Raw genomic sequence first — 25,078 nt, 5'->3', positions numbered from 1 at the left:
AATGAAACTCTTTCCTGTGCGGGTATCTATCCACCTGCGGCGGCGCAGAACCAGTACCACCTTGTGGTCACGGATGGGAAAGTCTGTCACCTCTACGGGAGAGATAAAACCCTTCGATTCAAAATGACTGTCACCCTGAAGGTCTGGATGTATTTTCTCGTCAAGGTGAATGTGCATCTCAGGCTCGTCATAAGCCGGGTTAGTAGAAAATCAGTGGGGATGGGCGTATGATTTGGAAATACGGAAGAGGAAAAGCGGAACAGAATTATTTGACGAGACGGTATTCAAAGTGCTGATAATCCTTCATACTTCTCCATGCCCCACCCCATTGAAAGCCATGCCCCAGAAAGAGACGGTGACAGAGGTCACCCTTCTGAATTTGATAGGGAGTGATGCGGGTACGATCGACATAGGGAGCAGCCCTGCGGGGCAAGACCTTCACCTTTCCGTTTCTCAGTTTGCGCACATAAGGATTATACAAAGGGTTGATGTCAATAGCCAAGCCACGAGCATGAAGCGAGAGTTTCCCTCCCGACGCTATGGTGCGATAACAGAAGCAACTGGTGTTATTGGCAGCCATAGAGCGCTCATCATCACCCCCAAAATCGTCTATCAACCGAATGGAGGAGATGGGATAACGAGCCTCATACAACTGGCGGAAGATATCAAGCAGAGCAGGGGCTATCTGTTTATGGCACACCATTTCACCACAACGAATATGTCCCTCTGCATCACAATGAAGCACGCGGAGATAGCGTAGGTCGGCTCGGGAGATATGGGGATTAGGCCGAAACGAACATCCTTGCATGCGAGCAAACACATCGTCGGGAATGGGCTGACTACAGAAACAGCTATCCATGCCACGATGCGCCACTTCCTGCACGGTCAACACTATCCCTGCCCGCCAAACCTGTTGGGCAAGTACCGTTGCAGAGGAGCATAGGAGCCATACGCCTAAAGCAAGGAGAGGATATATGCCGCTTTTTTTATACATTGTATTTTTCTATCTTATTTCTTATGCGTCAATGACGTGTCAAAATTAGATATTTTTCTCGTCATCTCCAACTTTTTTCAAAAAAATCAGAAGTCACCAAGAAGCATATCCCATGTATGCCAAAGCAAGTCAGATTCGTGCTATTTATAAATTAAATTTATATAAAACCATTATGTTACAACTTGTTCAAACAATGTTGCTTTCATTTCCCTGATTTTTCATTTTAGGACTATGGGGTCCATAGAATTTAACTGTCACCTCACCTATTTCCGGGAAGAGATACCGATTCTTTAGCATACATATCAGATATATCAACGCACGGTTAATACAAAAGTATTGCTTTCGTATTACAAACAAGCTACATAACGATAATGTAAATGTATCGTAACCTTAATGTAAAACAACAGACCTATCTTTGCGCCAGAAACTATTTTTAATCCATTTTACAAAATGTTGCAAAAAAATTATTTCATACATTGTTTTTCTAATTTGTTTGAAACGAACAGAATTAGAAAAAGTATTTGTTTTGTTGTGGCATTGGCAACCGTTATGGCAGCCAATGCCCAAAAATTTGTATTCAAAGGTAGTGTGAAGACTGCTGATGGAAAAGCTATTCAGGGGGTGGTGGTGAATAATGGAACAGACTTTACTACCACCGATGCCAAGGGACAGTGGACACTATGCACCGACACTTGCGTCAGTAAGTTTGTACAAATTTCCACGCCTGCTGACTATGTTCTCCCCAAGAGCAAGTCGATAGCCAAAGGCTTTTATGTCAGTGTAGGGCAGTTGGTCAAGGATAAATGTCGTCACAACTTTGTTCTACAGCCACGTGACACCAAGGACAACACCTTTTATTATATAGCCATTTCCGACCCGCAAGTCAAGAACGACAAACACATGGAGTTATGGCGCAGTCAGACTGTAGAGGACCTGAAAGCCACAACAGACGCCTTGAGCAAGGAGCATGAGGTGGTTACCATGACGCTTGGAGATATTGTTTGGGATAACATGCAATTGTTTGACGATTATGCCGAGTCGATACAGCAACTGCCTATAACAGCCTTCCAGTGTATTGGCAATCACGACTTCGACAGGCGCTATCAGGCGCTTAACAACATGCCCTACGGCAGTGGGGTATATGGCGAACAAGCCTATTGCACACATTTTGGTCCTACTGACTATTCTTTCAATATTGCAGGAGTGCATGTAGTGACATTGAAAAACATCAACTATATGGGTAAAAAGGGCTATCGCGAACAGTTTACAGAAGCTCAGTTGGCGTGGTTGCGTCGCGACCTCAGTTATGTACCCAAAGGCAGTATGGTGATTATTAATATGCATGCCGCCTTGTGGAACCCTGTGGAGAAAGAGGGTAATGTACTGAATGCAAACGACTTGAAATCGGTACTGCGTGGATACCGCGTACATATCTTCAACGGGCACACCCATTTCTTCCACAACAATACTGTCGGTAACGATATTTACGAGCATAACATCGGTGCAGCCTGTGGTGCTTGGTGGCGAGGAGATGTCAACCGTTGTGGTGCCCCTAATGGTTATCTTGTCGTTAAGGCAAGTGCCGATTCTCTCACCTCGCAGTACAAACCCACAGGGGGTGACTATGCCCAACAGATGAGGGTATACTCAAAGGGTGAATTTCTTTCGCAACCATATAGTGTTGTGGCAAACGTGTGGGATTGCGACTCTCTTACCACCGTGGAGTGGTATGAAGACGGACAGTATCGTGGAAAGATGACGCAATTCACCGATAGCGATGAACGATATTTACAGTCACGTGGAAGTCATGTGAAAGAGTGTGTCACCACCCACCTCTTCAAGGCAACCCCCGCATGGGGAAGTCATGAGGTGAAGGTGGTAGTGAAGAACCGTTTTGGACAGGTGCATACTGAGACTGTCGATGTGAATCGTGCATGGCTAAAGGCCCTCTCCTCTGACAAACGTCCTAAGGTGATAGCCCATCGTGGTTATTGGCGTTATGAGGGAGCAGTGCAAAATTCCCTTTCCTCCCTTCGAGCTTCAGCCCAAGCAGGAGTATATGGTAGTGAGTTTGACGTGCAGATAACAGCCGACGGCGAGGTGATTGTGAACCACGACCCCCATCTCGGAGGACTGCCTATAGCAAAGAGTACTTACGCCCAGTTGGTCAAGGCGCGCTTAGGTAATGGTGAGCCTATACCCACACTCGCAAAATATCTCGACGAGGCCAAGAAGCACAAGGACTTGAAGATCATCCTTGAGATAAAGAAGCAGGCAAACGACTCGGTTGAGGCTGTGTTGGTGCGCAAAACATTGGAAGCTGTAAAGGCAAGCGGCTTGTCGTCGAGAGTGCAGTATATCTCGTTCAGCCAGTTTGTATGCGACCAGATAATCCGCAACGACAAGACAGCCGATGTTGCATATTTGGGCGGAAACATGTCGCCCAAGGAAGTCAAGGAGCATGGATTCTCCGGCATCGACTATTCCATGGATGTGCTGCGTGTCCATCCTGAGTGGATTGACAAGGCACATAAGTTGGGACTTACTGTAAACGTATGGACTATAGCCACCGAGGAACACCTGAAGTTCGTGACTACACTCCATCCCGACTTCATCACTACCGACATTCCCGAGGATGCCTTGCGTATGTTGTCAAAGGGAAACAATAAATAATGATTTGCTTTTTGACGTATGGTAAAGTATGTATTTTATTTGCTCTCACTGATTTCCCTTACCTTAGCTGCTTGCAGCAACGACGCGGGTGAAGATGCGGCCGGTGATGATTTCAGTGTGCTGTTTGATTTGCCACAAACAGCAGAGGTGACCAAGGGCGGAGAGTATATCTTCAAGGTAGAAAATGGTAAAGCTCCCATTTCCTCCGATGTATTCATCTTAACATCAAGCGATGGGATATCCTATATCTGTCCTTTCGTCAACATTTCCAACGAGAGTTTCACGGTAAGGATTCCTGCTGATTGCAAAACAGGTTATTATAAGGTTTATCTTACGCGCAATGACCGCAAAAAGCAGATAGGACAAATCTATCTCAGTGTCGGTGATAAATTAGACATAACGATTGATGCGAGCACTACAATCTATGGCAAGGTATCTTCCACAGAGGGCGGTATAAAGGGTGTTGTGGTTTCTGATGGTGTTGAGGTAGCCATGACAGATGAGAACGGCATCTACCAACTGAAGTCGGACAAGAAATGGGGGTATGTCTTCATGTCCATCCCAAGCGGGTATGAAGTGCCCTCAGAGGGAGTGCTTCCACAATTCTTCCATCATCTGAAAGCAAATGCGGATGTGGCAGAACGTCAGGACTTTACGCTAACGAAGGTGTCGGAACAAGATACATACAAGGTCTTGATGCTGGGCGACATGCACCTTGCCAACCGCACCGACGACTTGAGCCAGTTCAGTGCCTTCACAACCGACCTCAATAATTATCGCGCTGCCCACCCAGGAGAGAAAATGTATGCCATTGCGTTGGGTGACATGACATGGGACCTGTATTGGTATACCAATCTTTTTGCCATACCCGAATACCTGAACACCATCAACACCCTGGTGAAGGACTTGCAGATATTCCATACCATCGGCAACCACGACTATGACTACAAAGCCGTCAACGACTTTGATGCTGAGAGCAAATACATCAACTTTATCGCTCCGGTGTATTATTCCTTTAATATCGGCAAGATACATTATGTGGTGCTCGACGACATTGATTGCGATAGTTATGACGGCACCACATCGCGCAACTACAAGAAGCGCATTTCGACCGAACAATTGAGTTGGTTGGCCAAAGACCTCTCGCATATTGACAAGTCAACTCCTTTGGTGGTTGTGATGCATGCACAGCTGTTCTACCCTTCAGAAAGCGATGGCTTTAAGATTGACCATGATGTTACTAATACCGCACAGTTCCTCAATGTGCTTAAAGGATATAAGGTAAACATTGTGACGGGACACACGCACATGAATTTCAATGTCACCCCGGAATCGTCCGTAACACAAGGACAGGAGATATATGAACACAATACCGGTGCCATCTGCGCTTCATGGTGGTGGACGAATTATCTTACTCCAGGTGTACATATCAGTCCCGATGGAACACCAGGCGGTTATGCCATCTGGGATGTTTCCGGCACCAAGCTACAGTGGATTTACAAAGCCACCGGCACATCTGAGAACTATCAGTTCCGCAGCTATGACTTGAATAAGGTGCACTTCTCTCTCGCTGATGTTCCGCTGATGCCAACCGACATTTCAGCCTCGGTAAAGAAAAAATATCAGCAATATGTCGATGCCTATCCCGTGAACAGTAATAATGAGGTGCTGATAAACATCTGGAATTGGAATGCCCGCTGGACACTGACTGTGACAGATGAGAAGGGCAACCAACTTACTCCCACCGCTGTCTGGGCATACGACCCGCTACACATCGCCGCACTCACCGTGAAGCGATTCAACTCAGCAAGTCTCTCATCCACACCAAACTTCATTACCGAGAAATTCCCACATTTCTTCAAGGTGAAAGTAGGCGATGCCAACACCGACCTGACGATAACCGTCAAGGATGAGTTCGGACATACATGGACAGAGGAAATGCAGCGTCCGAAAGAATTCACTACTGAAACCTACAAACTGAAATAATATAGGATAACAGAAATAATTTATTAATTCTAAGTGTTTTATGAAAGTATTTAAAACTTCTCTTTTGTTGCTGCTCTTGTTGGTATTGGAGAGTAATTTGTCTCTCTTTGCCCAAAGCAGAATAGTAACAGGAAAAGTCCTGGACACCCAACAGGAACCCCTTGTGGGTGTAACCATCAAAGTGGAAGGTGCCGCACAAGGCAGCATAACAGACCTTGACGGTTCTTTTAAAATCCAGGCCCCATCGGGACCAACATTCTTGGTGTTCTCTTATGTTGGCTACAAGACACAGACTGTCAATGTGGCATCGGGGCAGAATAACATCACTGTCCACCTGCAGGAAGATGCTGTCTTGCTTGATGAATCAGTGGTTGTGGGTTATGCCACACAGAAAAAGGTCAATTTAACAGGTGCCGTAGCAACCGTAAACAGCAAGTCGTTAGAGAATCGCGTGGCGCATACTGTCACCAATATGCTGCAAGGAACTGTGGCTGGCCTTAACATCACCACCTCCTCCGGTGTACCAGGCAATTCTCCTGCCATCAATGTGCGTGGTGTGACTTCTATCAACGGAGCTGGTCCGCTGATTTTGATTGATGGTGCCGTGGGTGAGCTCGACAGGGTGAATCCTAACGACATTGAGTCGATCTCTGTCATCAAGGATGCCTCAGCTGCTGCTGTCTATGGCGCACGTGCAGCTTTTGGTGTCATCCTCGTCACTACCAAGTCGGGTTCTGCACAGAACGGAAAGGCAACAGTGCGTTATAGCGGCCGCTTCGGTTGGGAAGCCCCTACGACTTCCACTGATTACGAAACAACAGGATATTGGTCGGTATATACCGTCAACAAGTTCTGGAAAGCTGATTCGGGAACATTGTATATCAACTATACCGACCACGACATGCAGGAACTGCTTGCCCGAGTGAACGACAAGACCGAAAACCCCGACCGCCCATGGGTTGTGGAGGAGGAGCGCAACGGTAAAAAGCAGTGGGTGTACTACGGCAACTACGACTGGTGGCACATGCAGTATCGCGACAACCACCCGGTGCAGCAGCACAATATATCGCTCAGTGGCGGTACAAAGGACATCAAGTATCTCGTTTCAGGTGCATACGATTATCAGCAAGGTATATTGAAGGTCAATCCCGACATATACAAGAAATACAACCTGCGTTCAAAGATTGACTTCGCCATCAACAAGTATGCCACATTGAGCAACAATACGTCATTCTACGGTTCGCAATACACCTTCCAGGGTGACGGCGACGTGGAGAACACACTCGCTTACGGAGCACGTCACGCATTGGCATGCTTCCCCATGAAAAACCCCGACGGATCATGGCTCTACAGTACGCCATATCTGAACTATAAGGTGGGCAACGGACGTCACATTATTCTGGGAGAAGGCTCGCACCGCAATGTGGAGCGCAGCACTGACTTCTCTAACACCACGCGTCTCGTAATCAAGCCTATCAAGTCGTTGAGCCTTACCGCCGACTTCACATACCGTCTTTATCAGACGCGCAACACAAGCCGTTCAAACAATATGTACTACAGGGATTATCCTGATGCAGAGATGGGTGTATATGCCACAGGAGCAGGTGCCAACCGTTTGGACGAATCGGTGAATACGAGCAATTACTATTCTACAAATGCCTATGCCAACTTCGAAGATACATTCAACGAAGTGCATCACCTCACTGTCGTAGCCGGTTTCAACTACGAAACTCTTAGAAAGAAGAATGTGTCGGCTTACGGAGAATACCTCTCATCCACCACGCTCGACGACCTCAACCTCGTGGGACAGAACCCTGAAGGCGAGACCATCACCGGCGTGGGCGGCGGACAGAACGAATATGCCCTGATGGGATTCTTCGGACGTGTCAACTACGACTATAAAGGACGTTATCTCTTTGAGGTCAGTGGACGTTACGACGGAACATCCCGATTTGCAAGCAACAGCCGCTGGGGATTCTTCCCTTCAGGTTCTGTGGGTTGGCGTATCTCCGAAGAACCGTTCTTCAAACCGGCACGTAATGTCATCGACAACCTGAAACTGAGAGGCTCATACGGTAGTCTTGGCAATCAGAACGTGTCGTCGTATTACACCTTCGTGCGCACGGTTTCCATCAACGACTTCGCCGCCTATTCATTCGGCGAGGGCAGTGCCATGGCGAAGTATTCTACCTTGGCGGCTCCGTTGGCATCCGACCTGACATGGGAGACTGCCCAGCAGTGGGACTTGGGTATTGACCTCACCATGCTCAACAATCGCCTGAACATCACTCTCGACGGATATATCCGCAACACCGTGAACATGCTCACCGATGGTGTGGAACTGCCTGCAGTATATGGTGCCAGCGTGCCGGACATGAACACGGCAAACCTGCGCACCAAGGGTTATGAGTTGTCAATCTCGTGGAGAGACAAGGTGACATTGGGCAAAAAGCCGTTGGAGTATAGCATCGGATTCAACCTGAGTGACTACAGGAGCTATATCACCAAATACGACAACAAGGACAAGACATTTGCCAAGAGCTATTACGAGGGTATGAGACTGGGCGAGATATGGGGATTTGTCACCGACGGACTGTTCCAGACCACAGAGGAAGCTCAGGCATACGCCAAGGAGGTTGATTTGAGCTACATCAACAAGCGCATCACCGGTGGATGGCAGGCAGGCGACCTGAAGTTTGTTGACCTCGACGGAGACGGAATATTAGGAATTGGAGGCAACTCGGTCAACGACCCGGGCGATCGCAAGGTGTTGGGCAATTCGCTTCCGAGCCTTTCCTATGGTATCAATGCCAGTGTTCGTTGGGCAGGCATCGATGTTTCCGTGTTCTTCCAGGGTACAGGTAATCACTATTGGTATCCCACAGGGCAGGCCATGCAGTTCTGGGGACCGTATTCCTATCCTTATCTCACCTATTTGCAGAAAGACTTCCTGAATGATGTGTGGGCAGAAGACAATAAGGATGCGTATTTCACCCGTCCTATGGCATATTCAGCCACTTCCGGTCCGCTGAGCAAGGTCAACGACCGTTATCTGCAGAACCTGCGCTACCTGCGCTTCAAGAACTTGACCATAGGCTATACCGTTCCGGCAAGCCTGACGAAGCGAATTGGCATTGATTTGGTTCGCATTTATTTCTCGGGCGAGAACCTCTGCTACTGGTCACCGTTGAAAAAGCATACTAAGTACATCGACCCCGAAGGAGCCCTTGACAGAGACGGAGCTTATAACAATGCCTTCTATCCTTGGCAGAAAACCTACATGTTTGGTATAGACATTACATTTTAATCATCATTTAAGTTATATATAGAATGAAACCATTTATTATAGCAGCTTTGGCAATATCGTTAGGACTTACGTCATGCAACGACCTACTCGACTTGGAGCCGAAAAGCCAGATTTCACAGGTTGATTACTTCAAAACAGAAACAGACCTGCAGCTTTTCAGCAACTCTTTCTATAACAACTTGTTAGACAAGTCGCCATACGATGACCAAAGTGACATTTATATACAGCAGAATCTCTCTGACGAGATGTTGGGGGGCAACAAGCGCACCGTGCCCGCTTCGGGTGGCGGATGGACATGGACCGACCTGCGCAAGATGAACACACTGTTGGCTTATGCCGACCAGTGCTCTGACAAGAATGCAGTGGTGAAATATACTGCATTGACACGATTCTTCCGTGCATTCTTCTACTTTGAGAAAGTGAAACGATTCGGTGATGTGCCATGGTATGACACCGAATTGGGTTCGGATGATGAGGCTCTCTACAATCCTCGCGATTCACGCGAACTCGTCATGACCCACATGATTGAGGATATTGACTATGCCATTGCAAACCTGCCCACCGATAAGGAGGAGAAGAGTGCACCTTATCGTGTCACCAAATGGGCAGCCATGGCACTGAAGGCACAGTTCTGCCTCTACGAGGGTACATACCGCAAATACCACAATTTGACTCTTGAGGGTAATGACTATAAATACTATCTCCAGCAGGCGGCTGACGCGGCTGAAGAGCTGATGACAAAAGGCCCGTACAAGCTATATACCACAGGACATCCCGAAAGCGACTATCTGAATCTCTTCGCCGAGGAGGATGCTAATCCCGATGAGTATATACTCGCCATCAAGTTTGACTACGGACTCTCCATCTATCACAACGCTACGGCACATGCCTTGTTGGCAACACAGGGACGCCCGGGACTGACACGCAAGATGGTGAATACCTATCTGATGAAAGACGGTACTGCATTCACCGACAAAGCCGGATGGCAGGAGATGACATTCATCGACGAGGTGAAAGACCGCGACCCGCGCTTGGCTCAGAGCATACGTACCCCGGGATATCATCGCATAGGCAAGACCGAGGTGCTCGCCCCCGATCTCTCTATCAGTGTAACAGGCTATCAGCCTATTAAGTTTGTGCAGGACCCAACGGCTTCGGGTGGCAATGTTGACCGCAACGACCGTTCCACCTGCGACCTCCCTGTGTATCGTTATGCCGAGGTGCTCCTCAACTATGCCGAGGCAAAGGCAGAATTGGGTACATTGACGCAGGATGATCTCAACAACTCCGTCAACCTGATTCGCAAGCGTGTTGGTATGCCCGACCTCAACTTGGCAAATGCCAATGCCCACCCCGACAGATACCTCTCTTCTGAGGAGACAGGTTATCCCAACGTCACTGGCAGCAACAAGGGCATAATCCTTGAAATACGCCGCGAGCGCACTATTGAGCTCATGCAGGAAGGGTTCCGTTTCGACGACCTCGTGCGTTGGAAGGCTGGCAGTTGCATCAACCAGTCGCTTATGGGTATGTATTTCCCTGGTGCGGGTTCGTATGACCTTACGGGCGACGGAAAGGCTGACGTGGTGCTCTACGACAAAGGAACAGCAAAGCCTGATGTTGCATCTGGCACGCAAGTATATGAAATAGGTAATGAACTCATCTTGTCGGCAGATAATAAGGGTTACGTCTACTATCACAAGAACATCTTACGCACTAATTTCTCGGAGGAGAGAGACTATCTTTATCCTATTCCCATCAATGAGCGCTCGCTCAATCACAACCTGACGCAGAACCCCGGTTGGGATGATGGACTTTCATTTTAATAAGTAAAAATATGAAACGTATAAATTATATAATGACACTGGCCTTGGTGCTGACAATGAACCTATTGTGGAGTTGCAGCGACGATGAAAACACGCTTTCCAAGGCCGTATTGACAAGTGCCAAGTCCTTGAATTTCGAGGCTAATGGCGCAGCAGAGAAGATAATCACTGTATATGCAGATGCCGACTGGGTTACAGAGGCACCCGAATGGGTGACTGTTACTCCTGCCTCAGGCACTGGTACAATGGATGTCACTATTTCAGTGACCGACAATATGCGCGATGGTGCTGTTGACAATCCACGTGAGGAAGCCTTGGTGTTCAAGGGCGCTACCTTAGCCAGCAGGGCAGAGGTGATTATTTCTCAGGATGGTGACAAATATCGCGATTGCAAGGAATACAAGCTCAATGAGATTGCATCTCTTGATGACAAGACGGTTGTCACGATGAACAACATCATCGTTAGTGCCGTCACTTCGAATGGTTTCGTCGCTTCCGACGCTCAAAGCAATGCCAACATCTATTTCAAGAGCAATCAGACGGTAAGAATAGGTGACAAGGTTTCGGTGAAGGGTAGCAAGACCTCTGACACTCATTTGCTTGCTATGGTTGAGTGTGACGAGGTGACTGTATCTTCTAATGGTAATGAGGTTGCTTATCCTTCTATCACTGATATCACAGGCAAGGTTGACTCTTACAATTCTGCCTCACGCGACTATATCTCGGTGAGCGGAGTGCTCGACGGCAACAACATCGTTGTCGAAGGTGCAGAAAATGTTGTTTCAGTCATTGATGCTTCCTCATCACTTGATTTGGTTTCGCTCAATGGACATAAGGTTACTGTCACTGGTTTCTTCGCCGGAGTGGCTGCTCCTGCCCTTAGAATATTAGCTGCTACGGTTCAGGACAATGGTGTATATGAAGTAATCTATTTCTCTGATGATTTTGAGTGGCTGCAGCCATGGTCTGACAACAGTGGTGCCGGACAGACTGTAGAGAACGACGGTAGCGGTACTGCTCCACAGATATACACAGCTGCCAACGAGGCTGGCGAGTTGGCTTCGGCTGCTCTTGAAGCCCGTGGCTACACATTGGAGGAAATACCGGGTCACGCCATCTATCTGCAAAAGAACTACCTGAAGTTTGGTAAGACCGACTATCAGGCCGGTCTCACACTGCCTGCTTTGACCGATGTGCCTGAGAACACCAAACTGACACTATCATTCGACTGGGCACCGATGGTGGGTGGTACTCGTAAGTTCGACCCCGTCAAGTTGATAGTCTCAATCACTAATGGCAGTCAGACGGTAGAACTTGATCCTATAGGTCATAATTTCGTTAATGAGGTGGATAAGTTGGCGTGGCTACATGCCGAAGTGGATATTGACGCATCCTTGGTTACCAAGGACACCCGCATCAGCATCAAGTCCGACGGTTGGGGTGACACCAAGGCCACCACAGGCAGCAGTGTCTATCGCCGTTGGTTTATCGACAACATCAAAGTGGTAAAGAGTAAGTAACTATTCTTTTCATCAATCATCAAAGAGGGAAGCAATCTGTCTGGGTTACTTCCCTCTTCTTTTGGCGAAAACGGAGCATACCCACCCACTAAGAGCTGAAAATCGGCTTGAAATCGGCTGAAAAAACGGAGCATTGCCGTTCACGATTTCCCCATGATGTCAGCCCGCTCCCAGAAAACGGAGTATATCCGTTCACTTGTCAAGTTCCACGAATCGGTTGACTATCGTCTTCCTCTGTCACGACTCGGTATAATCCAAACAAGTTTGGCTTCTGCTCTCGCTGCTCCATCGGTTGACTATCGTCTTCCTCTGTCACGACTCGGCATAATCCAAACAAGTTTGGCTTCTGCTCTCGCTGCTCCATCGGTTGTATGAGACAACTTTCGGGAAGAGGTGACGCATATGTCTGCATACCTTTTCTATATAGAAATGTATCAGGCAACGGTAGCCTGAATCATGAAACAGTATCATGCACGCCGTTGCCGCTGTATGACAAGACGGTATGCCTTGCCCTCCCACTTCTCCGTAAGGATGGAATTCAGCCCATACTCTATGCCGTTGATTTCCTCGCACTGCCATCCACGCAGAGCCAGCAGGCAGTCATACAGCGACGAGCAGTTGTTTGCATGGATGTAGAAGTGTTCAGAGTGTTTCTCGATGGTTTCCACAATCTGCCGCGAGCTGGCCTGTGTTCATGAGCACCTTCACCAGCAGACTGTTCAGTTTAATGGCTCGTCACATCCTCCACACAGTCGCCGCCACAGAAGTAGACACTTGACAAAGAACCCACAATCTCGCTGTACTGATAGCCAACGATGTGCACCGAAGTCCCAGAACTTTGTCGATTACCGGACCCACAAAACGGGAAAATGCTCCCTCACATGAAATATTCCTCCAAAAGGAGTGATTTTCTCAGATTTTATGCTTACCTTAGCCAAGTCATTGATGATTTTTGCTTGTCTTGATTTGCAGCACTAAGGTAAGTGAAAAATCTGACATGGCAAAATCCCGAGCAACTATTTGTTGCTCAAGTACTTATAAAAAAGTTAAACTAAAGTGCTGCGGAATTTAGAATTAAGTAAGTCCGATGTAAGTCCCAAGTAAGTCTCAAGTGAGTCCCAAGTGAGTCCCCAGAACTGACAGACAATAATGGGAAATAGATGGGAGAGCAAAAGGGGAAATAAAAGAAAAACGGGGTTTTTCTTTGTATTTCGCTCGGTTTGCACTACCTTTGCAACGAAATGTGTACTATCGGATTTTATTCAAAAGACAACAAACCATATCAAAACAATAAATTATGAAAGATTTTATTAAATACGTAGGCGCAACCATAACCGGAATCGTCATGCTTTCTGTTATCGTAGGCATATTGGGTGTTATCTCGCTGGTCGGCCTTGCCGCAAGCACCGCATCAACCGTTCAGGTGAAAGACGGTTCAGTATTCACCCTTGTTCTCAAGAACAACATTGATGAACGCGGCACAGACAATCCGATAGGATTTCTGAATGGCAGCGATACCACTATCGACGGACTCAACGACATTATAAGTGCTATCCATAAAGCAAAAGACAACGAGAACATCAAAGGTATCTACATTCAGGCAGACGGAATGGCTACAGACTCGCCAGCATCACTCCATGCCATTCGCGAGGCATTACTCGACTTCAAGAAGAGTGGTAAATGGATCATCAGTTACTCCGACGGATACAGCCAGAGCGAATACTACCTCTGCTCGGTGGCTGACCAGATTCTGCTCAACCCACAAGGTCAGATTGGTTGGCACGGACTGGCTGCCGAACCTGTATTCTACAAAGATTTGCTCGCTAAGTTTGGCGTTAAGTATGAACTCTGCAAAGTAGGAAAATACAAGAGCGCACCAGAGCAAGTGACTGCCGACGGCATGAGCGAAGCTAACCGCGAACAGGTGACTGCCTATCTGACAGGCATATGGAAGGTAATGCTCAAAGACGTATCTGCCAGCCGTAAGATTTCTACCGACTCGCTCAACGCATACGCCGATCGTTTCATGGATTTGGCCGATGCACAGGAGCTCATCAAACTGCGCCTCATCGACAAGACCATGTATGCTGATGAAGTGAAAAACGTCATCAAGAAACGCCTCGACATCGATACCGACACCGACATTCCACAACTCAGTCTGGGCGATATGCTCAATGTGGAGGATAAGAAAAATCGTGGCGACAAGGTTGCTGTCTATTATGCTTATGGAGATATTGTAGATGAAGACAACAGCAATCCCATGAATCCACAAACCTGTATCGTGGGAAAAGATATGTGTAAGGACTTGGAAGAACTGGCCGACGACGACGATGTGAAAGCAGTAGTGCTCCGCGTCAACTCACCTGGTGGTTCTGCCTATGCTTCAGAACAAATCTGGCACGCAGTCACCAAGTTGAAAGCCAAGAAGCCCGTAGTGGTTTCCATGGGCGGATACGCAGCATCGGGAGGCTATTACATCAGTTGTGCAGCCAACTATATCTACTCCGATCCCACTACCATTACAGGCTCTATCGGTATTTTCGGCATGTTCCTCAACTATAGCGAACTGATGAAAGACAAGCTCGGCATCAAGTTTGACGAGGTAAAAACCAACAAACATGCCAACTTCGGCACGCGTTCACGATTCTTTAACGCAGAAGAGATGGCTATCCTCGACAAATATATCGGCAAAGGCTACGAACTCTTCCGCAAACGTGTGGCTGACGGACGCAAGATGTCCGTAGCCCAAGTGGAGCAGATTGCACAAGGCCGTGTATGGCTGGGCAACGACGCCCTGAAGATTCATCTCGTAGATGGAATCGGTTCGCTCGACGACGCTGTCAAGAAAGCCGCCCAACTGGCAAAGCTCGACGAATATTACGCCAGCGAGTATCAGACTCCAAGCAGTTGGTATGAAACCCTTCTGGCATCGGCAAGTGGCAATAGCGGCAGCTATCTCGACGAACAAATGCAAGCCACTTTCGGCGAACTCTACGAGCCGCTCCGCTACATCAAGCAGGTGGAAAACATGAGTAAGATACAGGCTCGCCTGCCCTATTTCCTTACTATTCGATAATTACACCTAATATAATATATGAACGCAAGAGGGAATTTCATCCGCATCAACAAATGGCTACTTCCGCTGAGCTGGCTTTACGGAATCGGTGTGAAGCTTCGCAACATGGCCTTTGAGATGAATCTGCTGAAAAGCCGATCGTTTGACATACCCGTCATCTCGGTGGGCAATATCACTGTTGGCGGTACTGGAAAAACCCCTCACGTGGAATATCTTATCGAACTGCTGAAAGACCATTGCAAGGTGGCAGTACTCAGTCGTGGCTATAAGCGTAAGAGCAAAGGATTTGTCTTGGCAGACAACGACACACCGATGAAGCGCATCGGCGACGAACCGTTTCAGATGAAAAGGAAATATCCCGACATCACCGTGGCAGTTGACAAAAAGCGTTGCCACGGCATCGACCAACTGACAGAACTCAACAAGGCTGATGTCATCCTGCTCGACGATGCGTTCCAGCACCGTTACGTGCAACCAGGCATCAATATCCTCTTGGTGGATTACCATCGTCTGATTATCGACGACTGTCTCTTGCCTGCAGGCAGACTGCGCGAACCGTTGTCTGCCAAAGACCGCGCTGATGTTGTCATCGTGACAAAATGTCCTAAAGACATGAAACCGATGGAGTATCGCGTGACCAACAAGATGATGCAGCTCTATGCCTACCAGTCGCTCTATTTCACCTCGTTGAAATACGGATCGCTACGCCCCATGTTCGGCGGACAGGACAAACAGAATCAGGGCAAACGACCACTCGAAAGCATCAAAGCCGACGAACACATTCTGTTGCTCACCGGTATTGCATCGCCCAAACAGATGATACAGGACTTAAAGCCCTACACCACGCACCTGACTCCGCTGACCTACAGCGACCACCATCAGTTCAAAAGCAAAGACATTCAGCACATCAACAACACCTTCGAACAACTGCCGAAACCACGTCTGCTCATCACGACAGAGAAAGACGCAGCCCGTCTGTACGACGTCGAAGGACTAAGCGAAGATGTAAAAAACAATATGTATATACTCCCTGTAACCATCAGCTTCATGCTGGACCAAGGCGAAATCTTTAACAAATACATCATCAGCTATGTACGAAAAAATTCAAGAAACAGCATCCTGGATCAAAGAAAGGATGACCACAAATCCCACAACAGCGATCATTCTGGGAACAGGACTCGGACAATTAGCTTCCGAAATAACTGATAAATACGAATTCCTATACAGCGAAATCCCCAATTTCCCCATTTCTACCGTAGAAGGCCACTCTGGCAAACTCATCTTCGGCAAACTGGGCAACAAGGACATCATGGCCATGCAAGGACGCTTCCACTTCTACGAAGGCTATTCGATGAAGGAAGTAACGTTCCCCGTACGCGTCATGTACGAACTGGGCATCAAGACGCTTTTCGTGTCAAATGCAGCCGGAGGCATGAACCCACAGTTCAATATCGGTGACCTCATGATCATCACCGACCACATCAACCTGTTCCCCGAACACCCCTTGCGCGGAAAAAACTTCCCCACCGGACCTCGCTTCCCAGACATGCACGAGCCATACGACCTGCAACTGGTGGCAGAAGCCGATAAAGTGGCAGCAGAAAAAGGCATCAAAGTGCAGCATGGTGTATATATCGGCGTACAGGGTCCCACCTTTGAAACACCAGCCGAATACCGCATGTTTGCCAAGATGGGCGGCGACGCCATCGGCATGAGTACCGTCCCCGAAGTAATTGTAGCCCACCATTGCGGCATCAAGACCTTCGGTGTGAGCGTCATTACCGACCTTGGCGGCTTCGACGATCCCGTTGAAGTAAGTCACGAAGAAGTACAGGAAGCAGCCAACAAGGCACAGCCTTTGATGACCGAGATCATGCGTGAAATGATTAACAGAGCATAAACAAATACATGGAAATAGCAAAACTGGGTGAATTTGGACTGATCGACAGACTGACCAAAGACATCAAACCACAGAATGAATCAACAAAGTACGGTGTAGGCGATGACTGCGCCGTACTCAGTTACCCCAACAGCGAAGTACTCGTCACCACCGACATGCTGATGGAAGGCGTACACTTCGACCTCACCTATATAGATTTAGAGCACCTTGGCTACAAGTCTGCCATGGTCAACATCAGCGACATCTTCGCCATGAACGGCACCCCACGCCAACTGACCGTCAGTCTGGCAGTAAGCAAGCGCTTCACCGTAGAAGATATGGAACAGTTCTACAACGGACTGCGCCTGGCATGCGACAAATGGCATGTGGATATCGTAGGAGGCGACACCACCTCATCTTATACGGGCCTCGCCATCTCCATCACCTGTATCGGCGAAGCCAAGAAAGAGGATATCGTCTATCGCAACGGAGCCAAAGAGACCGACCTGATATGTGTCAGCGGAGACCTCGGTGCAGCCTATATGGGACTGCAACTCTTAGAACGTGAGAAATCTGTTTACTATTCACAAGTTGACGAAGCCAAGCGCAAAGGCGATAAAAAGGCATTGGAGAGTCTGGCTCAGTTCCAGCCCGACTTTGCCGGCAAAGAATATCTGCTCCAGCGCCAACTGCGCACCGAGGCACGCGGCGATATTATCGAAAAGCTCCGTGCTGCCGGCATACGCCCCACAGCTATGATGGATATCAGCGATGGACTGTCGAGTGAACTGATGCACATCTGCAAGCAAAGCCATGTGGGATGCCGTATCTTCGAGAAGCAGATCCCCATCGACTATCAGACTGCGGTAATGGCAGAAGAACTCAACATGAACGTGACCACCTGCGCACTCAACGGCGGCGAAGACTATGAATTGCTGTTCACCATTCCTATTGGTGACCATGAGAAAATCCAGGCCATCGACGATGTTCGCCTCATCGGACACATCACAAAGGATAGCCTCGGACAGGTGCTTGTGACACGCGACGACCAAGAATTTCCACTAAAAGCGCAAGGTTGGAATCCACTGCAATAATGGCAAAATAAGCGCAAAAACAAAGGTAAATGGAGGCAAAAAGGGCGAAAGTTCTTAAAATTCGTTAACAAATAGCACTTTTTTATGCGGTTTGTTTGGTATATCAAAATTATGTAGTACCTTTGCAACCGCAAACGAAAGGATTGCAAAACCGAATATGGTGCCATAGCTCAGTTGGTAGAGCATCGGACTGAAAATCCGTGTGTCCCCGGTTCGATTCCTGGAGGTACCACTCCTCCTTTCATTTAAGCCCCTGTTCAACATTTAGTTGGCAGGGGTTTTACTTTTCTACATATCGTACTCACGCTTGAGAATAAAAAGAAATTTGGGCATTTCTTTTCTATTCTGCTCGCTTATTCGTACTTTGGCGCTAAAGCGTCCAAGGTACTCGCGCTCGAGAATAAAAAAGAAATTTGGGCATTTCTTTTCTATTCTGCTCGCTTATTCGTACTTTGGCGCTAAAGCGTCCAAGGTACTCGCGCTCGAGAATAAAAAAGAAATTTGGGCATTTCTTTTTTATTCTGCTCGCTTATTCGTACCTTTGTCGGCGGATAAACGAACTAACAAACAAAAAAGAAAGTAAAAACCAATGGGAATCATCATCGGCATTGACGTGGGCATATCGACCACCAAGATTGTTGGACTGCACGAACAACATGTTCTTTCACCCATCCGCATTACTGCGGTCGATCCCGTCACATCACTCTACGGAGCTTTCGGAAAGTATCTTCACGACAACAACATCAGCCTCAGCGACGTTGAACAAGTCATGGTGACTGGTGTGGGATCGGCATATATCGACGGACCCGTCTATGGATTGCCAACAGGCAAGACCGACGAATTCATAGCAGATGGCTTAGGCGCACGCTTTGAAAGCGGTCTCTCGAAAGCCATTGTAGTATCGATGGGCACAGGAACCAGCTTTGTGCAATGTGATGGCGATGAGATCCGACACATCGGAGGTATTGGTATCGGAGGTGGAACCGTACAGGGTCTATCGCGTGTGATGCTCAACACAAGCGATCCGAAACAGATTTCGAGTCTGGCACTCCGTGGCGACATCCGCAACATCAACTTGCTCATCGGCGACATCTCTAGTCGTCCTTTGCCCGGCCTCCCCATGAATGCCACCGCATCGCTATTCAGCAAGGCACAGTATGACGCGCCACGCGAAGATATTGCCCTTGGCATTATCACCATGGTATTGCAGAGCATCGGTTCTGCGAGCATTCTTTCCGCCCTCAACACGGGCATCAAAGACTTTGTACTGATAGGCAATCTGACGCTCTACCCCCAATGCAAAGAGATTTATCCTATGCTGGAAAAGCTCTACAACGTGCGTTTCCACATACCAAAATACTCTGAATTTTGTACTGCCATCGGTGCTGCGCTCAACTTCAGACAGCAACTCGGCAAATAGAAACTATTATATATCAGTATTTTAAGTTCTATTCTGCCATTTGACAAGTGACTGTGGTGCTACAGAAAGGAGCACCTGAAGTGCTTACATAAAATTCAGTTTTCAGAAAAATTTCGACCACTCGACCACCAATCCGTGTATCGCGCTGTCATTCAGCGCAATATGCGGTGGTCGATTGCTTGAAATTCAGGATTATCGACCACCCATCGACCACCAGTGCAACGATGTGATGTGCACGAATCAGCCTAAAGAATGATGCTTTTCAATGTGGAATTACTATTGTTTTCGGCAAAAGAGCAGAGCTGAGTTACTTTTGTCCTTTCAGGACGTGGTTGATTATGTGCATTCATATCCGCAGGGCGATGCCCTGGGCTAAGGAAACCATTGGGCTTTCAGCCCGCCTTTGCTTGTTTGGTTATTAACACATCTTTAGTTGTTGGGTATTAGCCCGTCTTTAGTCGCTGGGTTACTAACGCCCCGAATGGGGCAAAATCTTCATAGCCCAGGGTAACACCCTGGGGTGTATGATTTTATTTAGCCTACGTCCTGTAAGGACAAAAGTAAAGCGTGATCCTATTTTCCTTATAAAATACTATCGTTTATCAGCACTTTGACAAGCCTTGATAACACCTTTATCAAATATTGGATAACACCTTTTATCAAACGTTGGATAATACTTTTATCAAACGTTGGATAATACTTTTATCAAACGTTGAAAAGACCTTTATCAAACGTTTGAAAACACTCTTGCCAAACGTTTGAAAACACTCTTGCCAAACGTTGGGCAATACTTTTGCCAAACGTTGGGCAATACTTTTGCCAAAGGTTTGGAAATGTCTGACAATACGTATATTGGGCTGAGATGTAAAAATTCGACAAATTTTGACGGTGGTCGATGGATGTTCGAATGGTGGTCGAAAACACCCTATGAAACGATATTCGACCACCAGCTAAACCGTTGTACCACACAGTTTTACACAGACTTGGTGGTCGAGTGGTCGATTTTTGCGAAAGACGCGCGTGCGCGTACGTAAGAGAAACGAGGTTTATCCGACAGCGTCAAACAAACCTCGTCGTTGTGTCACGGTTTCGGAAAAGCGAAAAAAAACTTCCATGCGCTCAACCGCCGACCTCCTATGGCCTTGATGCTATTCCAGATTGTCGATGGTGATTCCATCAAACTCAGTCATAAACGACATGATGCGCGACTGATAATGGTTGCGCTTCACCTTCAAGCGAACGGTGGCGGTATATGTTTCAGCATCTTGTGAGCGATGAGTTTTCATTTCATAAGCCAACACCTCAGCGTGTTCGCGACCGATAGAATCGAGCACTTCGCGTATTCCCTCACGTGTAGGAGCAGAGAAGGTCAGCGAAATTTGCTTCGCACCGAATCGGTTGTGCAAGATGCTGACACCTTCCAAACACAACAATACGAGAACCGTAGAAACCGTTGCCAGCAGATAGAGTCCCGATCCGCAAGCCAATCCGATGGCAGAGGTCACCCACAGCCCAGCCGCTGTAGTCAGTCCGCGCACCACATGGCGCTGGAAGATGATACATCCGGCACCGATAAAACCGATACCGCTGACCACCTGTGAGGCAATGCGCGAAGGGTCGAGGCGCACCACTCCGCCCACCACATCATCGTAACCATATTTAGACAGTATCATGAAGATGGCAGCACCAAGCCCTACAAGGAAGTGGGTTCTGAATCCAGCTTCCTTTGCCCGGTATTCACGTTCTATACCGATGGCACCACCCAGCAGGGCTGCCAACAAAATGCGGATGATAAATGCTTCGTTCATAGTTTTATGATTTAGAGTTCTATCGTTTAGTTCTTCAATTCACAAACGACTTGTTTGCCCATTTAAAGGCATTCCATCGTCTGACAAACAGTATGCCGCGGATATTCTCGTCGAGCACAAAGGCAAACCACATGCCCACCAGTCCGAAGCCAAGCGTGATGCCCAGCAGATAGCCGAACAGCACCCCCACAGCCCATTGCACCACAAGACCGAGGTAGAAGGGATAGAGGATGTCGCCCGCAGCCCTGAGCGTATTGGTCGCCCAGATGTTGACACACTTACCCACTTCGAGCAGCACATCGACCCAGAAGCAGGTGCATACCAGTTTGGCGATAGTGGGATTGTCGGTCAGACAGTCGGCAATAAACGGTCCGCAGAGCGCACAGAGCACCGAGAACGACAGTGTGACGAGTGCTCCCCTACGCCAGGAGAAGCGTCCCACTTGGTATGCCGCCTGTGTTTTTCCCAATCCTGTCAGGTGTCCCACCATGATGCTGCTTGCCTGGGCAATGCAGATGGCATACATATAGACAAACATCACCACATTGACAATATAGGTGCGGGCAGTCAGTTCGTCATTGCCCAGCATATTGATGAAATACAGCAAGGTGAGCTGCTGCAGGTTGTAGGATATATTTTCGCCAGCCGATGGCATGCCAATCTTCAGCAGATTGCGCAACTCGTGTGTGGGGAAATGAGCAAAGAGTTTTTGAGGCACATAGGTAAACAAGCGCCAACGCAGTATGACCACCAACAACACCATAGCCACTACTCGCGATATGCTTGTAGAGATGGCGGCACCCTCGGCACCCATTTCGGGCATGCCAAACTTACCGAATATCAATATATAGTTGCCCATGATGTTGAGCACATTGACCACCCCCACCACCATCATTGGCGGAACGGGCATCTTGGCAGATCGCAGAATGGTGCTCACCGTGGTGGAGATGGCCTGTGTGAAAGCCATTCCGCCCACTATCTGCATATACGGGCGACCATACGCCATCAGTTCGGGACGCAGTCCCATGAGTGTCAATATCGAGTCGGCACCGAGAAACAGCGTCAGGCTGACGGCTATTCCCACCACCAGATTGAGTGCCAAAGCCACTATGCCGACTCTGATAAACTTCTCTTCGCGTCCTGCTCCGAGATACTGTGCACACAGCACAGAAGTGCCGGCATTGATAATAGTGAAGAGCAGAAACACCAACGAGAGTATCTGGTTATCTACTCCTACTGCTGCTACAGCCGCATCGCTATACTGGCTGAGCATGAAAGTATCGACGCCTCCCAAGAGAAAAGTCAGTAGGGTTTCCAGCAGAATGGGTCCCACGAGGTGGTTGACGTCACGTTTGAAATTGTAGTGTATCATGTGTATTTGTTATCCAAATTAAAGTCATGCGGTTGAGTTCAACCCGTCACAGCGACTTTTCTGCCAAACCATCGGTCGATAATCAGCGCCAAGGCACCGTCGCCCGTCACATTGCAGGCAGTGCCGAAACTATCCATAGCGATATAAAGGGCTATCATCAGTGCCAACGACTGCTGGTCGAATCCCAGCATAGACTGTAGGATTCCCAATGCTGCCATAATGGCTCCACCCGGCACACCCGGTGCGGCAACCATCGTAATGCCCAGCATCAGTATGAATCCTATCATGCCTTGCATGTCGTAGTCTATATGCTGCATCATCATCAGCGCCATGGCACATGCCACAATCTTCAATGTGCTACCCGACAAATGTATCGTGGCACAAAGGGGCACCACAAAGCCGGCAATACCCTCACCCACCCCATTGGCTATGGTCTGCCGGAGTGTCACAGGAATGGTTGCTGCCGACGATTGTGTGCCGAGTGCGGTAAAATAGGCAGGCATCATGCGCATCAGCAGTCGCAACGGATTCCTATGGGTCAGCAGTCCTGCCACGGCATATTGCAAGAGCAGCAATACGACGTGCATCACGAATATCACGCCGATAATCTTCACAAAGACTGACAGCACCCGGAACACTTCGCCCGAATGGGTCATGTTGAAGAATATGCCGAATATATAAATAGGTAGCAGCGGCAATACCACCACCTGTATGGTCTTGGTGATAATCTGTCTGAATTCGGTGAAAACATTCTTCAGCGTTGCCGTGCCCTGATAGGCTATGCCCAAGCCGAGTGTAAACGCCATGACCAATGAGGTCATCACAGCCATCGGCGGTGTGATGCTCACGGTGAAATAAGGTTCCTGCTGTTTCGCCTCGTTGATCGATGTCCATTCTATCTGATCGGAGATGAGCGAAGGGAATACCGCCTCGCTAACGCCATACGATAACAGTCCGGAACATACCGTTGCGCCATAGGCGAGCAATGCCGTGACCACCAGCAAGCGACCCGCCTCCCGTCCGATATCGGCAATGGCAGGTGTCACCAGTCCCACAATGATCAGGGGAATGAGGAATCCCAAAAACTCGCTAAACAAGCCATTGAAAGTCACAAAAACGCGTACTGGCATTTCCGGCGATACCATACCGCCAGCAATACCCAGTGCCATGGCTATCAATATCCGTGGCAGCAATCCAATCTTCATCTTTTTCATAGTCGAAAAGCTAAAGGTCATATATCTGTCATGATGTTATCTGTGTTATTCTTGCAAAAATACGCAAACTTATTGAAACTGCCAAAGAAATGGTTAATAATCTCCGTAGATCTATGTCTTTGACGGACCATGACGTTGCTGTGGTGTGGTGTGGCTGGCAGCGTGTGGCTTTGTCTCATGCATCACCATCATACTGCACCATTCTTCTCTGTGTCAACGTTATCACAATAGTCATGCAACATCATTGGCCGCTTTCAGCATCTATTGTGTATCATAATTCATCTGTCTATCCAAGACAAAATTACAGACTTATTACCATTTTCTAACAGTTTACCCCGAGAAACCGTTAAAATAGTATAATATTAAGCCATATATCGCAGTGTTAGTATAAATAGTGTAAAAAAAAGCAAAAGTTTTCCAGTCTATTTGACAAACCTATCAATAATTATCTTAAATTTGTAGCCACAAAATAAACACAAATACAATAACCAAAAACATATAACTCACTAACACATTACAATTATGAAAAAAACTCATTTATATTTTATCACAAGTATTCTGCTTGCCCTCTTCACCTTTGCCATATCTTCGTGCAGCGATGATGACGATGTGGAGACCAGTACAATGATAGTAGAAATAGACTCTGAATCTAACCTTTTTTACGATCTTACAGGTTCATTGAAACCTGGCATGTGGGTAAGAGAGGAAGGCAAAAAGAATTGGGAGAAGTGGTCTCAATATCGTATTAAAGGTTTTTCGTTTGAGGAAGGTTATTACACTAAATTACAAATAATCAAGAAGTTTGACCATAGACTGGAAGGCCAAGATGGTGGATCTCCAATCAGCTATCAGCTGCAAAAGATACTCGAAAAGAAACCATCGGAATCGATAAGAAACAAATAGTCACTC

The 25,078-nt window shown here is 47.7% G+C and carries 16 protein-coding genes and 3 pseudogenes; 12 read left to right on the top strand and 7 right to left on the bottom strand.

Translation table 11 applies throughout. The features are described 5' to 3' along the window. Window positions 1-180: pseudogene (locus CIK93_RS13910) on the bottom strand (hypothetical protein); the annotation flags it as partial. 85 nt (window positions 181-265) lie between these two features. Next, the gene (locus CIK93_RS07250; RefSeq protein ID WP_216820893.1) at window positions 266-994 is read right to left on the bottom strand and encodes a M15 family metallopeptidase; all 729 of its coding nucleotides are present in this window, start codon (window positions 992-994) and stop codon (window positions 266-268) included. Between the two features lie 549 nt (window positions 995-1,543). Between CIK93_RS07250 and CIK93_RS07245 the strand changes: the two genes are divergently transcribed. From CIK93_RS07245 to CIK93_RS13650, 6 genes are all read left to right on the top strand, one after another. Beyond that, complete coding sequence (locus CIK93_RS07245; protein WP_254046760.1) at window positions 1,544-3,667, top strand: calcineurin-like phosphoesterase C-terminal domain-containing protein; 2,124 nt, start codon at window positions 1,544-1,546, stop codon at window positions 3,665-3,667. A gap of 18 nt (window positions 3,668-3,685) precedes the next feature. Further along, window positions 3,686-5,653 (top strand): calcineurin-like phosphoesterase family protein, encoded by a 1,968-nt coding sequence (locus CIK93_RS07240; protein ID WP_094447009.1) that lies wholly within the window; start codon window positions 3,686-3,688, stop codon window positions 5,651-5,653. Window positions 5,654-5,693: 40 nt separating this feature from the next. Beyond that, on the top strand, window positions 5,694-8,960 hold the full coding sequence (locus CIK93_RS07235) for a TonB-dependent receptor (protein WP_094447008.1): 3,267 nt from the start codon (window positions 5,694-5,696) through the stop codon (window positions 8,958-8,960). 23 nt (window positions 8,961-8,983) lie between these two features. Continuing rightward, window positions 8,984-10,786 carry a RagB/SusD family nutrient uptake outer membrane protein gene (locus CIK93_RS07230; RefSeq protein ID WP_094447007.1) on the top strand — a complete coding sequence of 601 codons (1,803 nt, stop codon included), beginning with the start codon at window positions 8,984-8,986 and terminating at the stop codon, window positions 10,784-10,786. Window positions 10,787-10,797: 11 nt separating this feature from the next. Next, window positions 10,798-12,306 carry a BACON domain-containing protein gene (locus CIK93_RS07225; RefSeq protein WP_254046759.1) on the top strand — a complete coding sequence of 503 codons (1,509 nt, stop codon included), beginning with the start codon at window positions 10,798-10,800 and terminating at the stop codon, window positions 12,304-12,306. A gap of 153 nt (window positions 12,307-12,459) precedes the next feature. After that, entirely contained in the window at window positions 12,460-12,681 is a 222-nt protein-coding gene (locus CIK93_RS13650) for a hypothetical protein (protein ID WP_158215486.1), read from the top strand. On the opposite strand, the pseudogene CIK93_RS13905 reads toward CIK93_RS13650, so the two are convergent. Both CIK93_RS13905 and CIK93_RS07220 read right to left on the bottom strand, forming a co-directional pair. Beyond that, window positions 12,670-12,777: pseudogene (locus CIK93_RS13905) on the bottom strand (IS982 family transposase); the annotation flags it as partial. The gene CIK93_RS13650 and the pseudogene CIK93_RS13905 sit on opposite strands and share 12 nt — an antisense overlap. Before the next feature lie 2 nt (window positions 12,778-12,779). Further along, window positions 12,780-13,244: pseudogene (locus CIK93_RS07220) on the bottom strand (hypothetical protein); the annotation flags it as partial. A gap of 359 nt (window positions 13,245-13,603) precedes the next feature. On the opposite strand from CIK93_RS07220, the gene sppA reads away from it, so the two are divergent. From sppA to coaW, 5 genes are all read left to right on the top strand, one after another. Beyond that, the gene (gene sppA, locus CIK93_RS07215; RefSeq protein WP_094447006.1) at window positions 13,604-15,382 is read left to right on the top strand and encodes a signal peptide peptidase SppA; all 1,779 of its coding nucleotides are present in this window, start codon (window positions 13,604-13,606) and stop codon (window positions 15,380-15,382) included. Between the two features lie 18 nt (window positions 15,383-15,400). Beyond that, on the top strand, window positions 15,401-16,588 hold the full coding sequence (lpxK, locus tag CIK93_RS07210) for a tetraacyldisaccharide 4'-kinase (RefSeq protein WP_094447005.1): 1,188 nt from the start codon (window positions 15,401-15,403) through the stop codon (window positions 16,586-16,588). After that, on the top strand, window positions 16,518-17,282 hold the full coding sequence (locus CIK93_RS07205; protein WP_254046758.1) for a purine-nucleoside phosphorylase: 765 nt from the start codon (window positions 16,518-16,520) through the stop codon (window positions 17,280-17,282). The genes lpxK and CIK93_RS07205 overlap by 71 nt, the downstream gene beginning before the upstream one ends. An 8-nt stretch (window positions 17,283-17,290) precedes the next feature. Next, window positions 17,291-18,355 carry a thiamine-phosphate kinase gene (gene thiL, locus CIK93_RS07200; RefSeq protein ID WP_094390143.1) on the top strand — a complete coding sequence of 355 codons (1,065 nt, stop codon included), beginning with the start codon at window positions 17,291-17,293 and terminating at the stop codon, window positions 18,353-18,355. A gap of 589 nt (window positions 18,356-18,944) precedes the next feature. Then, complete coding sequence (gene coaW / locus CIK93_RS07190; RefSeq protein ID WP_094390144.1) at window positions 18,945-19,775, top strand: type II pantothenate kinase; 831 nt, start codon at window positions 18,945-18,947, stop codon at window positions 19,773-19,775. A 1,148-nt stretch (window positions 19,776-20,923) separates the two neighbouring features. Here coaW and CIK93_RS07185 read toward each other — a convergent pair. The 3 genes from CIK93_RS07185 to CIK93_RS07175 are packed head-to-tail and all read right to left on the bottom strand — an operon-like array spanning window position 20,924 to window position 24,169. After that, the gene (locus tag CIK93_RS07185; RefSeq protein ID WP_094447004.1) at window positions 20,924-21,583 is read right to left on the bottom strand and encodes an MgtC/SapB family protein; all 660 of its coding nucleotides are present in this window, start codon (window positions 21,581-21,583) and stop codon (window positions 20,924-20,926) included. A gap of 34 nt (window positions 21,584-21,617) precedes the next feature. Further along, entirely contained in the window at window positions 21,618-22,955 is a 1,338-nt protein-coding gene (locus tag CIK93_RS07180; RefSeq protein ID WP_094447003.1) for an MATE family efflux transporter, read from the bottom strand. 38 nt (window positions 22,956-22,993) lie between these two features. Then, the gene (locus tag CIK93_RS07175) at window positions 22,994-24,169 is read right to left on the bottom strand and encodes a dicarboxylate/amino acid:cation symporter (RefSeq protein ID WP_094390192.1); all 1,176 of its coding nucleotides are present in this window, start codon (window positions 24,167-24,169) and stop codon (window positions 22,994-22,996) included. Between the two features lie 522 nt (window positions 24,170-24,691). Here CIK93_RS07175 and CIK93_RS07170 point away from each other — a divergent pair. Further along, window positions 24,692-25,072, top strand: coding sequence for a DUF4377 domain-containing protein (locus tag CIK93_RS07170; RefSeq protein WP_094447002.1), 381 nt, complete (start codon window positions 24,692-24,694; stop codon window positions 25,070-25,072). Window positions 25,073-25,078 lie beyond the last annotated feature (6 nt).

Origin of the sequence: Prevotella sp. P3-92 (assembly GCF_002251205.1) — a bacterium.
In the GTDB taxonomy this organism is placed as follows: domain Bacteria; phylum Bacteroidota; class Bacteroidia; order Bacteroidales; family Bacteroidaceae; genus Prevotella.
This window is presented reverse-complemented; position numbering and strand designations above follow the sequence as displayed.

Excerpts from the sequence above, each read along its gene's own strand:
- CIK93_RS07230 (WP_094447007.1), top strand. The coding sequence starts at position 8,984 with ATGAAACCATTTATTATAGCAGCTTTGGCAATATCGTTAGGACTTACG.
- CIK93_RS07245 (WP_254046760.1), top strand. The coding sequence starts at position 1,544 with ATGGCAGCCAATGCCCAAAAATTTGTATTCAAAGGTAGTGTGAAGACT.
- CIK93_RS07250 (WP_216820893.1), bottom strand. The coding sequence starts at position 994 with ATGTATAAAAAAAGCGGCATATATCCTCTCCTTGCTTTAGGCGTATGG.
- CIK93_RS07235 (WP_094447008.1), top strand. The coding sequence starts at position 5,694 with ATGAAAGTATTTAAAACTTCTCTTTTGTTGCTGCTCTTGTTGGTATTG.
- CIK93_RS07225 (WP_254046759.1), top strand. The coding sequence starts at position 10,798 with ATGAAACGTATAAATTATATAATGACACTGGCCTTGGTGCTGACAATG.
- lpxK (WP_094447005.1), top strand. The coding sequence starts at position 15,401 with ATGAACGCAAGAGGGAATTTCATCCGCATCAACAAATGGCTACTTCCG.
- CIK93_RS07240 (WP_094447009.1), top strand. The coding sequence starts at position 3,686 with ATGGTAAAGTATGTATTTTATTTGCTCTCACTGATTTCCCTTACCTTA.
- coaW (WP_094390144.1), top strand. The coding sequence starts at position 18,945 with ATGGGAATCATCATCGGCATTGACGTGGGCATATCGACCACCAAGATT.
- CIK93_RS07175 (WP_094390192.1), bottom strand. The coding sequence starts at position 24,169 with ATGAAAAAGATGAAGATTGGATTGCTGCCACGGATATTGATAGCCATG.
- CIK93_RS07180 (WP_094447003.1), bottom strand. The coding sequence starts at position 22,955 with ATGATACACTACAATTTCAAACGTGACGTCAACCACCTCGTGGGACCC.
- CIK93_RS07205 (WP_254046758.1), top strand. The coding sequence starts at position 16,518 with ATGACCACAAATCCCACAACAGCGATCATTCTGGGAACAGGACTCGGA.
- CIK93_RS13650 (WP_158215486.1), top strand. The coding sequence starts at position 12,460 with ATGATGTCAGCCCGCTCCCAGAAAACGGAGTATATCCGTTCACTTGTC.
- thiL (WP_094390143.1), top strand. The coding sequence starts at position 17,291 with ATGGAAATAGCAAAACTGGGTGAATTTGGACTGATCGACAGACTGACC.
- sppA (WP_094447006.1), top strand. The coding sequence starts at position 13,604 with ATGAAAGATTTTATTAAATACGTAGGCGCAACCATAACCGGAATCGTC.
- CIK93_RS07185 (WP_094447004.1), bottom strand. The coding sequence starts at position 21,583 with ATGAACGAAGCATTTATCATCCGCATTTTGTTGGCAGCCCTGCTGGGT.
- CIK93_RS07170 (WP_094447002.1), top strand. The coding sequence starts at position 24,692 with ATGAAAAAAACTCATTTATATTTTATCACAAGTATTCTGCTTGCCCTC.